The organism is Runella sp. CRIBMP (assembly GCF_009905605.1).
In the GTDB taxonomy this organism is placed as follows: domain Bacteria; phylum Bacteroidota; class Bacteroidia; order Cytophagales; family Spirosomataceae; genus Runella.
Genome location: NZ_JAAAKZ010000007.1, coordinates 231,162 through 243,180, shown reverse-complemented (window position 1 = coordinate 243,180; position 12,019 = coordinate 231,162). Strand labels below are relative to the sequence as shown.

Sequence of the window (12,019 nt, the reverse complement as noted above, 5' to 3'; positions counted from 1 at the left end):
ACTACCTACACCGCCACTTGTACGGTGGGTACTTGTACAGGCACAGCAGTGGCTACGGTAACTGTTAGTACTAAGCCCAATGCAGGCCAAGATCAAATTTTGCCTTGTACTAATCCAACTACAAATACATTAACGACAACGACTACCCTTGCACCTACTCCAACAGGAGGTTCTTGGGCACAGATAGGCACAACTCCCGCCACGGCCACCATCAACGGAAACGCGGTAACTAATATGACCGTCGCTGGAACCTATCAATTTGTTTATACCACTACCGCAGCTTGTAAAGATACCATCGCTGTCACTGTCAACCCATGCACAGGTTGTGTCAAACCCGATGCGGGTCCAGATGCCCCAGCCGTTTGTCAGCCAACAACAACTGCCAAACTCACGGCCGTAACCGCAGCAGGAACTTGGGCGCCCATCGGTAGCCCAGCCAACCCCGCCGCTGCCACCATTGATGCCAATGGCAACATCGCAGGCATGACTGCCGCTGGTACTTACCGATTTGTTTATTCAATCACAGGAGGTGGTATTGTTTGTACCGATACCGCGCAAGTAGTCGTCAATGCCAAGCCAGTAATCGGCGATGGTACAGCCACTATCTGTGCAGGCGAAACCGTTGACTTGACCTCGAAAATCACAGGTTACGCTAACTTACTCAATCGGGTTTGGACAGTAGCCACCGCTGGCGGTACGGCAGTCACCACGCCAACCGCGGTCAAACCAGCTGCCACTACCACCTACGTTTTGGTAGCCGAAAATGCCGCTGGTTGCAAAGACACCGCCAATGTCTTGGTAACGGTCAATCCTAAACCCAATGCAGGAAAAGACACAACAATGGCCTGCTTGAATCCAGCCACCAACCAATTGGCCACCTCCATCACCCTTGCCCCCATCCCAACAGGAGGTTCTTGGACACAGATAGGCACAACACCCGCCACGGCCACCATCAATGGAAACGCGGTAACTAATATGACCGTCGCTGGAACCTATCAATTTGTTTATACCACTACCGCAGGCTGTAAAGATACCGTCGCCGTTACGGTCAGCCCTTGTGCTGGTTGTACCAAGCCCGATGCAGGACCAGATGTCACACTAACTTGCCCGCCTTCGGGTATTGCCCCAACTACGGCTACCTTGGCTGCCGTCACTTCAGGTGGTACTTGGGGGGCAATAGTTACCAACCCAGCCGCGGCTACGATCAATGCTGCCACAGGTGCTATCACAGGTCTGACTACTGCAGGAACTTACCGCTTTGTATATTCTGTAACAGGTGGTGGTAATGTTTGTACTGATACCGCAGCAGTCATTGTACCTACTTGTGTTCAACCCAAAGGCAGCCTCGGGGATTTTGTCTGGAAAGACCAAAACAACAACGGTATCCAAGACGAAACCACGCCCAACGGCGGTGGTGTAGCGGAGGTTCAGATTGAACTCTACAAAAACGGAACGTTCTTTGCCAAAGACACCACCGATGTTCAGGGTAAGTACTTGTTCACCAATCTGGACGCTGGGACTTACAAAATCAAGGTCTTAGCCGCTTCGATTCCTGCGGGTTGTGAGTTGTCGAGTGTGAAAGATGCCCCCAGCGCCGATACCAAGGACTCGGATGTGGACAAAACCACGGGCGAATCGGGCAACTACGAAATCAATCCTCTCGACCCCACTAAGAAGGACATCCTCACCGTGGATGCGGCACTGTACTCGCCAAAAGGTTCTTTGGGTGATTTCGTTTGGAAAGACCTCAACAACAACGGTATCCAAGACGAAACCACGCCAAATGGTGGTGGCGTAGCGGGGGTGCAAATCGAACTCTACAAAAACGGAACATTCTTTGCCAAAGACACCACCGATGCCACGGGTAAGTACTTGTTCACCAATCTGGACGCAGGTACGTACAAAATCAAAGTATTGAGTACTTCGATTCCAGCGGGTTGTGAGTTGTCGAGTGTGAAAGATGCCTTCAGCGACGATGCCAAGGACTCGGATGTGGACAAAACCACGGGCGAATCGGGCAACTACGAAATCAATCCCCTCGACTCCACTAAGAAGGACATCCTCACCGTGGATGCGGCTTTGGTTGTTCCTTGCGTGAAGTCGAAAGTAACCCTCACAGGCGCACCCGTTTGTTCGGCAGATGTTCAAACTTATAGCATCACCTTCAGTGTGACGAATAAAGTTGGAAACCTCAAAGTCAACAAAGGTACTTTGACAGGTGCTAATCCATACACTGTGACGGGAATACCATCAGGGGCTACTATCAAAATCACCGACAGTTTGAGTACAGTTTGTAAGTTTGATACCCTCATCACGGGGCCGAACTGTAATTGTAACCCTCCATTACCTCTGTTGATTACTCCAAGTATGACGGCTTGTGTGGGTGATACATTCCCGACCATCAAAGCCACCGTAGTAGGATTGGCCACGGTCGAATGGTTCACCCAGCCAACGGGCGGTACAGCGGTCTTTACAGGACTTAATTACAAACCATCGGGAACAGTACCAACGACAGGTGCGGTCTTCTACGCCCAAGCGCGCAGTACTGACCCCACTTGCCCCACGGCCATCAGCACCAGTCGAGTAATGGCAACGGTCAACGCCCAAGATTGTACCAAAGAAGTGGATTTGGCTTTGAAGAAGTCTATCAACACCAAAATTGCCCAAATCGGTGATGTCTTGACCTACACTTTGAAAGTCTGGAATGAGTCCAACACTAACGCCACCGGCGTAGAAGTCACCGACAGCATCGCCACCACGGTAGAATTTCAAGCAGGCAGTTTTACGGCTTCTCGCGGTAGTGCCGCCATCAGTGGTAATGTCATCAAGTGGACCATCGGTAACATCGCTGCGGCAGGCGTACCTGCCAACGGCGACACCGTCACGCTGACTTACAAGGTGAAAGCTACGCAACAGGGTATTCATTACAATACGGCTGAGATCATCAAGACCAATGAGAAGGATGTGGATTCGACGCCAAGTAATGGAAAAGAAACGGAAGATGATATTGACCGTCAATGCTTTACTGTACCCATCAAGTTGTGCTCCGGCAATAAAGTAGAGGTAACTGTCCCAACCCGATTGACGAACGTGAAGTGGTACAGAAACGGAGGCAGTACGCCGATTGCCACGGGAAATGTGGTCTTGTTGAGCGAGATAGGAACGTATACGTTTACGGCTGATAACGGTACTTGTCCTACGGGGGGCTGCTGTCCGGTGATTCTCGAATCAGACACTAATTGTTGTCCGGCGGAAGCGTGTGTGCCGTTTACGGTCAAAAAAATTAAGAAGTAAAGAGGGTAAGTGAAATATGCCAGCTAAAACACCCCGCCGGCAATGCCGACGGGGTGTTTTAGCTGGCATATTCTATAGATGATTCTAGTGCAAAAAGCATCAGTTTTTTGGCAGAGGCAGGTTACCGCAGTGTTTCATTATTTGTCAATTATACACCAAATTTCGCAAAATTTTAAAGGAAATTTTACTTCTACCGACACCCCGTTTACTTTCAATCGGGTAAGTTAGGATTTGTCAATTAGGGGGTGAAATGTCGTTTTTTGTCAATCATTGAAAAATCAGCCCCTCACAGCACTTGTTTCAGGATTTTTGCAAAAAGAAAATACCTAAAAAATCATCAGGAAATCACGCTCACTACAGGCCTGAGTCACGGTTTTATTTACAAAGGACACAGGACCCCATTGTCAGGTGGTTACAAGAGTAATAAGACTTTTATCCCCTAGCCACGATTTCCTTTATGCCTTCTGCATAGCTTGTTGTTTTAAAATCGGGAAAACGTTTCATGAATTTGGCGCTGTCAAAGAAATAAGGTTGCTCGAATTGATAGGTCATTTCGTACACCTCCCCCAGGATCGGAATGAACCACCCCAGAATCTTCAGCATAAATTTAGGAATGGCGCTCACCTTGGCTTTTTTATTCATCTCTTTCGCAAAGAGTTCGGTCCATTCCCTGCCTGTTGGCGCGTCAGGATACGTTGGCAAATGCCACACCTGATCGTAAGCATCGGGGGTATTGCCTAACAAGGCCGTGGCCCGCGCCGCATCGGGGGTATAGGTTGCCGAATGCCTGAAATCCATCCCTCCTATCCATTGAGCCGCTTTGTCTTTTTGAAGATTTTTAGAAACGGTCTCCTGCAACATACTCGTGCCGATGCCCGGCCCGTAGAAATCCGCCGAACGGGCAATGAGTGCCTTGATCTTTTTAGCCTTTACCGCTTCAAAAATCATATCTATGACTTGCTTACGTACTTTTCCCTTTTCACTTGGAGGGCTCATCTTCGACTCTTCGGTCATGTGCGGAATCTCCGCCGAGTCGTACATGTACACATTGTCGAAAAATACCAATTTCGCTTTGTGTTTGGCGCAGGCATCAATCACCGAACGCATGAAAGCTGGCCATTTTTCCCGCCAAACGCTGAGTTTATACTCAAACCCGATAGTCACGTACACCACTTCCGAGCCCGCCACGGCGGCGTCTACGTCGGCAGGGTTGGACAGATCGGCGGCAAAGAGTTCATCGGTCGGATTGACTTTTTTAGGATTGCGGCTGACGAGCCGAATTTTTTGGGTGTATTGTTGGCCTAAAGCTTTGGCCAACTCTGACCCAATGGCACCGCCGGCTCCGAGGATTGTCTGCATTGTGATGATGATTTTAAAAGGCTGATAGTTACTGAATTGATGGTCGAATTCTCGGAGTAAATGTAAGGGGTTCAACGTAAAAGGCAACCTCTTTCCGCTGACAATTATCAGGAATAGGTTCCATCCATGATTCACCGGTAAAGTGACAAAGAGTCACAGGATTTACGTACAAACAGGCAAAACGGCTGCTCCGCTGCGACTTTGCGTAATGAATGTCGGTAAAAACAGTATCCCGCGCCCTTTTATAAAGATAAAATCACCAAATCCATGAAAACCACGATTCTTTTATCCTTCATTTTCATCACCTTATTTTTCAATACAAACGCACAGGAAAAAAGCCTGTTCAATGGCAAAGACCTGACGGGCTGGCACATCGACGTGCCCGCTATGGACAAAGACCCCAAGTTGAAAAACCCCTTTATCATCCGCAACGGCCTATTGGTAAGTTTGGGCGAGCCGCAGGGCCATTTGATTACGGATGCCGTTTATGAAAATTACCGTATTGAAGTTCAATACCGCTTTGCGGGCAAACCTGGCAACTGCGGCTTGCTGCTCCACGCTTCTACGCCGCGCGCGCTGTACGGCATGTTTCCCAAATCCATTGAATCGCAAATGATGCACAAAAATGCAGGCGATTTTTGGTGCATCGTCGAAAACATCGAAGTTGAAGACATGGAAAAACGACGCGGACCGAAAGAGAACTGGGGCACAACCGAAGGCAAAGAACGCCGAGTGATGAACCTGACCGATACCTCCGAAAAGCCATTGGGCGAATGGAACACCATGGTCGTTGAATGCCTCAACGACCACATCAAGGTCTGGGTCAACGGCGACATGGTCAACCACGGTTTTCACTGCACCGCCCAAAAAGGCCACATCGCCCTGCAAGCCGAAGGTGCCGAAGTGGAATTTAGAAAAGTAGTGCTGACCCCGATTAAGAAGTTGACGGAGTGAAATGAAAACAATGACCGTTATGACTTTATTGTCACTTCTTTTCTTAGCCAGAAGGCCATGTTGAGAAATGGTGATAACACCAACAAAGGCCCAATAACGAAATCAAAAAGGTATTAATACAAAGTCATATTGTGTTTTCTGACCTAATTCCCCACGACAGCAGTCTCTGGTAGCTCTTCCATTTTTGGTCACTGTAGAATTTTTATATTTATTAACAAATGCGGTATCACTGTACCATTTGGCAAATACCTGTACTGAATGATACCCTTTAGGTACATCCAGAGTTACGCTGTATTCACCTTTTGCGTTGGTATAAACGGTTGTTAACTTATCACCTGAGGAGGCTATAATACCATTATTACCATGAATTTCAACTGGTACTTTTTCAATCGGTTGATTTATATCATTGGTTATGATTCCAAACACCATGGTTGTTCGGTCTTGTTTTTTACAGCCGACTGTTGCTAAAAACAACACTGCCAATAGGCAAATAAGTGCTCTCCTAATGCTCATATTCTTTGATAGAGTGGTGGTATTAGCCATTGCTGTTCCTTTTAACAACCCTTCTCCCGCTCTTTCTTACAGCAAAATACTGCAAAAATGTAGCTCTTAAAAGTACTACATTTCCAATAGTTTTCATTAAAAACGGGGGCAGCTATGGTAAGTACACCATCACCGGAATGCATAGTTTAAAAATATAGGCTTAAATTAAGTCGGCTGGATTTTACTCTAAAAGGTCGAGGAGTTCTTTCAAAGATTTACACACAAATTTTATGTCCTCTCTTTTACGATCATTTACTTTTCTACCTTCATGCTCTGATTCTAAATCCCATATATAAATATACCCAAAATCCTCGATAGAACAGGAAATACAAAAAAGGTTCCCTCCAGGGTCATTGGCAAACGGTAAAAACCCTTTTGGTATTCTTTCCTTTACATTATTAAAGGTCCTTTCCAGATTATTATGTTTACCATCATAAATAGCAAGAAAATAATTTAACATAGTGTTAAAAGCATCATAACTTTTACCTGCCTTTCTTTTGGGCATTACTCCTCTTTCAGGATATCCACCATTATATTCTAATAAATGTTTTTTATACTCTTCTGGCAAAGTAATATCATACCTTTTTTCAAAGGCTTTTATTTCTTCTTCCGATGTTGGGATTTCTGTTTCAAAAAATACATTTTTCATTGGATAGTAAATTCTTTATAGGAATAGGGAAAATGCTTCTATGTACGCTACCGGAGCACCCTACTATTTCATGAATGTCAGGTAGTTGATGATGATAATACCAACAAGCTGCACAAAACACCAAACCCCACATGCAAAAGAGCGAAGCAATGCCCCGCTCTTTTGCATTATGAATTTTTCACCTATTACAAATTCTTCGCCTTCAATTGCTTCACGGCATAGTCTGCCGCGCGGGCAGTGAGAGCCATGTAGGTCAGTGATGGGTTTTGCGTGGCCGTGGAGGTCATACAAGCACCGTCGGTGACGAACACATTTTTGCAGGCGTGCAGCTGATTAAATTTATTGAGCATCGATGTTTTGGGGTCTTTACCCATGCGCACGCCGCCCATTTCGTGGATGTCGAGGCCCGGGGCCTTGTTGGGTATGTCGTTGGTTTTAATATTGGTAAAACCTGCTTTGGTAAACATCTCCGTCAACTGCTCGTGAAAATCCTTGATCATTTTCTCATCGTTGTCGTCGTAGCTGACCGAAATCTTCAACTGCGGAATGCCCCATTGGTCGGTCAACTGGGAGTCGAGCGCTACGTAATTGCTCTCTTTCGGAATGGTCTCGCCCATGATGTGCGAGCCCACGCGCCAGTTGCCGTATTTTTTCTCGGCAAGGCTGTTTTTCAGGTCTTCGCCCATGCCAGAGCGGTCGTTGTAGGTCATGCGGCTCGCGCCGAAGCCTGCCGCGTAGCCGCGCAAAAAGTCTGTTTCCTGCTTAAATACGTTGCGGAAACGCGGAATATAACTGCTGTTTGGGCGGATACCTTCGGTGGTGGTATCCATAAATCCTTCGTATTCTCCCGAAATACTCGTGCGATAATTATGGAAAGCCACGTATTTACCCAACACACCGCTGTCGTTGCCCAAGCCGTTTTGGAAACGATTGGATTTTGAATTCAGCAAAATCAAATTGGTATTCAAGGCAGCCGCATTCACAAAGATTACTTTGGCGTAATATTCAACGGCTTCTTTGGTGTTGGCATCAATTACCCGAACGCCCGTTGCTTTGCCGAGTTTCTCGTCGTATAGGATGGAATGTACCACCGAATCAGGCTTCAAGGTCATTTTACCACTGCGCTGCGCCCACGGAATGGTGGAAGCATTACTGCTGAAATACCCGCCGTACGGACAGCCGCGCTGACACAAGGCGCGGTTTTGGCACTGCGCGCGGCCTTGGTCGTAGTGGATTTGGTTGGGCTTGGTCAGGTGCGCACAACGCCCGATAATGATGGGCCGCGCACCGCTGTAATGCTTCGCCATTTGCTCGCTGAAGTATTTCTCCACGCACGATTGCTCATGCGGCGGCAAAAACTCCCCGTCGGGCAATTGGGGTAATCCGTCTTTGTTTCCCGAAATTCCCGCAAATTTTTCGACATAGCTGTACCAAGGTGCAATGTCGTCGTAACTAATGGGCCACTCCACCGCGAAACCGTCGCGGGCAGGGCCTTCAAAATCGTATTTTGACCAACGCTGCGTTTGGCGTGCCCAGAGGAGGGATTTACCACCTACCTGATAGCCACGAATCCAGTCGAATGGTTTTTCCTGCACATAAGGGTGCTCGGCATCTTTTACAAAAAAATGCGCGGCGTCTTCGTTGAACGCATAACAGCGGCTTACGATGGGATTGGCGTCTTTGACAGCTTTGGGCATTTGCCCTAAGTGATCAAACTCCCACGGATTTTTGAGCGTAGTGGGGTAATCGGTCACGTGTTGCACATTGCGCCCGCGTTCGAGTACGAGCGTGCGCATTCCTTTGCCAGTCAGCTCTTTGGCCGCCCAGCCTCCGCTGATGCCCGAACCAATCACGATGGCGTCGAACGTACGGTCTTTGATGGAATCTATATTGAAATAAGACATTTTGTGGGTTATGCTTTAGCTGATAAGTGGCCTACCGGTCCGTTTTTTTCTCCATCTTTCCCTGTGCTTTGGCAATCGGAACGCATCCGTGATAAAAGCCAGGAGCCATGTTGTATTTCTGAATGTTAACCATCACGTACTCAGAGTTTTGATACCCCTGAATGGTCAGGCCTTTAATCATGTTTACAAACTGCTTCGTGGCCACATCTGGGGAATTCGCCAACTTTTTGAGCAATTCAAGGCGTTGGGCGGGTTCTATTTCTGCAAATACTTTTCCGTGCGCCAGTTTAGATGCGATATCGGTCGTAGCAAGGCCCTCTTTCAATCCTTTTTGGGCGGCTTCTCCGTAGCAATCGTTGATCATCCGCATCGCAAATTGATGCACTTTAAGCGATTTTGCGCCGGGGGTGGAGGTTTCGGGAATGATGGTTTCTACGATTTCGGCCAATGTTCCCTCTTCACTCAAGGACAACGTTGATACCTTTCCGATGGATTCGGGAGTCCAACCCGAAGCCCAAGTTGGAAGACTCATCAATCCTCCCACGGCCATGGTCAAGTTCCGTATTGCTGAACGTCTTTGCATGATTAAATATCGTTATGAACAGTTGTTAATCTTTTATAGTATCCCTGATAAAGGAGTTTAGTGAGGTAAAATTACCCATTAAAAAAGATAAAAGCGTGTCTAATCAACTAACTTTTTTCTTAGACAGCATCGAAGATTCTCTGACCATCAACTGGGTGGAGAGGGTCACGGTTTCGGGTACGCTGTGCTCCGATTCCAGTTGTTTGAGCAACAGCCTCACTACCTGCGAGCCCATTTCCTGAATGGACTGATTCACGCTCGACAGCGACGGTGACAGGTAAATACAGGTAGGCTCGTTGTTGAAACTGACGATTGCCACGTCGTCGGGAATGCGTATTCCTTTCTGCTTCAGGGCATACATGGTCGAAAAAGCAATGCGGTCGCTCATGGTCAAAATACCATCGGGAGGTTCAGGTAGGGCCATCATGCTCAAGGCTTGCATCATGCTATTTTCTTGCGTAAAATCACTGTGAAATACACAACGCTCGTTGTAAGGCAAATCATATTTTCGCAAGGCTTCCTTAAATCCTTCCAATCGCTGATTACTAATCAAAAGATTAGGCGGCCCCGCCAAACAGCCCAACCGTCGGCAACCGTTTTCGATGAGGTGCTCGGTGGCTTTAAAAGCCGCCAATTGATTGTCCACAATCACTTTTGAGGCTTCGATTCCTTCGGCGTAGCGGTCAAAAATCACCACGGGGATTTGCTTGCGCAACAGGCGATTGATGTGGTCAAGGTCTTGGGTATCGCGCGCCAACGAAATAATAAAGCCTTCCACCTGACTATTGAGCAGATTTTGTATTTGCGCCACTTCGCGCAGATATGACTCGTTGGTCTGACATACCACCACGCTATACCCCGCCTGCATGGCCGCTTCTTCGATGCTGTTGAGAACCGATGAAAAAAAGTAATAACTCAACGTAGGCAAAATAACCCCGATGGTTCGGGTACGGCTTTTCACGAGGTTTTTGGCCAGTTGATTGGGCTGGTAGTCCCATTCTTGCGCCAACTGTAAGACGGCCTGCCGCGTTTCGGGATGTATTTCGGGCATACCCCGCAGGGCACGCGAGACGGTAGAAGCCGATAAATTGAGCGCATGTGCAATGTCTTTAATGGTGACAGGCGTATTTTTGGTCATCGTTTTTAGGAAATATCATTTTTACAATAAACGGTGTTAAAACATACAATTTTTAGGCCGAAGAAAATGTGATTTTACACCCGTTTTTTTAAACAAATATAATTTAATTTTTTAAAGACCTGAAATTCATTTTCACAAAAACCGCAAACGTTTGCGGTTACGTTTGCAAACAACCACAACAAATTATTAGCCATTTTTTTGCCTTTTTACTCGCTTAAATTGCAATTTTTCCTTAGTTTTAAAACAGCAACAAGCTTTTTTCGGGTCTAGCCACCAAAAAGCTCCTTTATACGTCACACTATTCATCAATTTATTTTTTGTACTTTTCTACTATTTTTAAACAATTTTATTTATCTAACTTTTAACCGTCTTTGTTGATGAAAAAAGTATTATCTCTTTGCCTTGTTCTAGTGGCCTTTACGGCCCAGAGCCAACCAAAAATTGATGTAAAAAAGGAATTTGAATTTGCCGCCAAACAATACGAAGGAATGTTGGCCGCCCACCCCGACCTCACGAAATTCCCGCAGTCGACCAATCCCGACGGCACTCCCCGCGACATGAAATCGGACTGGTGGTGCAGTGGATTTTTTGGAGGTTCGCTTTGGTACATTTATGAATACAACAAAGCCCCACAGTGGAAAGAAGCCGCCCACAAATGGACCATGGCCGTAGAAAAAGAGCAGTACAACACAGGCACGCACGACCTAGGCTTTATGATTTATTGCCCCTTCGGCAACGGCTACCGCCTCACCAAAAACGAAGCCTACAAGCCCATTATGCTCACGGGGGCCAAATCCCTTTCGACACGTTTTGACCCCAAAAGAGGCGTGATTAAATCCTGGAACAGCTTCAAAGGCGGGTATGATTATCCCGTTATCATCGACAACATGATGAATCTAGAGTTTTTGTTTTGGGCCGCGCGCGAGTCGGGCAACAAGGAGTTTTATAACCTAAGCGTAACGCACGCCGACAATACCCTCAAAAATCACTACCGCCCCGACCACAGCGCCTATCACGTATTGTGCTACGGTCCAAACGGCGAAGTATTGGCCAAGAAAAACCACCAGGGTGCCGCCGACGAATCAGCTTGGTCGCGCGGGCAGGCGTGGGGATTGTACGGCTACACCGTAATGTACCGCGAAACTAAAGACCAAAAATACCTTGACCACGCGCGCAACATCGCCGATTTTATCTTAAACAACCCCACCCTACCCGCCGATAAAATTCCGTACTGGGATTACAGCAAACCCGGCGAAGAGCGCGATGCTTCGGCGGGAGCGATCGCAGCCTCGGCCCTGCTGGAATTGAGCACCTACGGCGGCAAAGACGCCAAAAAATACTACAACGATGCGGTCATAATGCTCGAAAACCTGTCAAAAGCACCGTATAAAGCCGAGTTAGGCAAAAACAACCATTTTATTTTGCAACATAGCACTGGTCATAAATTGGGGAAATCAGAGATTGATGTGCCGCTGGTGTACGCTGATTATTATTATCTGGAAGGATTGCTTCGTTATGATGCGTTGAACAAACAAAAAAAATAACCCATTCTTAAAAAAAAACAGCCTTCCGTAGAGTATGATGCTCTCGGAAGG

The 12,019-nt window shown here is 47.1% G+C and carries 9 protein-coding genes; 3 read left to right on the top strand and 6 right to left on the bottom strand.

Annotation, left to right across the window (positions count from 1 at the left end):
* Positions 1 to 3,294: SdrD B-like domain-containing protein (locus tag GVN20_RS18535; protein ID WP_166559772.1), on the top strand; the 3,294-nt coding region annotated here is incomplete at its 5' end.
* Between the two features lie 432 nt (positions 3,295 to 3,726).
* Here GVN20_RS18535 and GVN20_RS18530 read toward each other — a convergent pair.
* Positions 3,727 to 4,653: an NAD-dependent epimerase/dehydratase family protein gene (locus tag GVN20_RS18530; RefSeq protein ID WP_166559771.1), complete on the bottom strand. Its 927-nt coding sequence runs from the start codon at positions 4,651 to 4,653 to the stop codon at positions 3,727 to 3,729.
* A 267-nt stretch (positions 4,654 to 4,920) separates the two neighbouring features.
* Here GVN20_RS18530 and GVN20_RS18525 point away from each other — a divergent pair, with 267 nt between their 5' ends.
* Positions 4,921 to 5,607 (top strand): DUF1080 domain-containing protein, encoded by a 687-nt coding sequence (locus GVN20_RS18525; protein WP_166559770.1) that lies wholly within the window; start codon positions 4,921 to 4,923, stop codon positions 5,605 to 5,607.
* A 102-nt stretch (positions 5,608 to 5,709) separates the two neighbouring features.
* Here GVN20_RS18525 and GVN20_RS18520 read toward each other — a convergent pair whose 3' ends face one another.
* The 5 genes from GVN20_RS18520 to GVN20_RS18500 form a co-directional block, all read right to left on the bottom strand.
* Complete coding sequence (locus GVN20_RS18520; RefSeq protein ID WP_166559769.1) at positions 5,710 to 6,150, bottom strand: hypothetical protein; 441 nt, start codon at positions 6,148 to 6,150, stop codon at positions 5,710 to 5,712.
* A gap of 181 nt (positions 6,151 to 6,331) precedes the next feature.
* Positions 6,332 to 6,799, bottom strand: coding sequence for an SMI1/KNR4 family protein (locus GVN20_RS18515; RefSeq protein WP_166559768.1), 468 nt, complete (start codon positions 6,797 to 6,799; stop codon positions 6,332 to 6,334).
* Between the two features lie 185 nt (positions 6,800 to 6,984).
* Positions 6,985 to 8,703: a GMC oxidoreductase gene (locus tag GVN20_RS18510; RefSeq protein ID WP_166559767.1), complete on the bottom strand. Its 1,719-nt coding sequence runs from the start codon at positions 8,701 to 8,703 to the stop codon at positions 6,985 to 6,987.
* A 31-nt stretch (positions 8,704 to 8,734) separates the two neighbouring features.
* The gene (locus tag GVN20_RS18505) at positions 8,735 to 9,286 is read right to left on the bottom strand and encodes a gluconate 2-dehydrogenase subunit 3 family protein (RefSeq protein WP_166559766.1); all 552 of its coding nucleotides are present in this window, start codon (positions 9,284 to 9,286) and stop codon (positions 8,735 to 8,737) included.
* A 103-nt stretch (positions 9,287 to 9,389) separates the two neighbouring features.
* The gene (locus GVN20_RS18500; protein ID WP_166559765.1) at positions 9,390 to 10,424 is read right to left on the bottom strand and encodes a LacI family DNA-binding transcriptional regulator; all 1,035 of its coding nucleotides are present in this window, start codon (positions 10,422 to 10,424) and stop codon (positions 9,390 to 9,392) included.
* 377 nt (positions 10,425 to 10,801) lie between these two features.
* Here GVN20_RS18500 and GVN20_RS18495 point away from each other — a divergent pair, with 377 nt between their 5' ends.
* Positions 10,802 to 11,968 (top strand): glycoside hydrolase family 88 protein, encoded by a 1,167-nt coding sequence (locus tag GVN20_RS18495; protein ID WP_166559764.1) that lies wholly within the window; start codon positions 10,802 to 10,804, stop codon positions 11,966 to 11,968.
* The last annotated feature ends 51 nt before the right edge of the window (positions 11,969 to 12,019 follow it).

Coding starts and splice junctions, on each gene's coding strand:
- GVN20_RS18500 (WP_166559765.1), bottom strand. CDS start 10,424: ATGACCAAAAATACGCCTGTCACCATTAAAGACATTGCACATGCGCTC.
- GVN20_RS18525 (WP_166559770.1), top strand. CDS start 4,921: ATGAAAACCACGATTCTTTTATCCTTCATTTTCATCACCTTATTTTTC.
- GVN20_RS18510 (WP_166559767.1), bottom strand. CDS start 8,703: ATGTCTTATTTCAATATAGATTCCATCAAAGACCGTACGTTCGACGCC.
- GVN20_RS18515 (WP_166559768.1), bottom strand. CDS start 6,799: ATGAAAAATGTATTTTTTGAAACAGAAATCCCAACATCGGAAGAAGAA.
- GVN20_RS18520 (WP_166559769.1), bottom strand. CDS start 6,150: ATGGCTAATACCACCACTCTATCAAAGAATATGAGCATTAGGAGAGCA.
- GVN20_RS18530 (WP_166559771.1), bottom strand. CDS start 4,653: ATGCAGACAATCCTCGGAGCCGGCGGTGCCATTGGGTCAGAGTTGGCC.
- GVN20_RS18495 (WP_166559764.1), top strand. CDS start 10,802: ATGAAAAAAGTATTATCTCTTTGCCTTGTTCTAGTGGCCTTTACGGCC.
- GVN20_RS18505 (WP_166559766.1), bottom strand. CDS start 9,286: ATGCAAAGACGTTCAGCAATACGGAACTTGACCATGGCCGTGGGAGGA.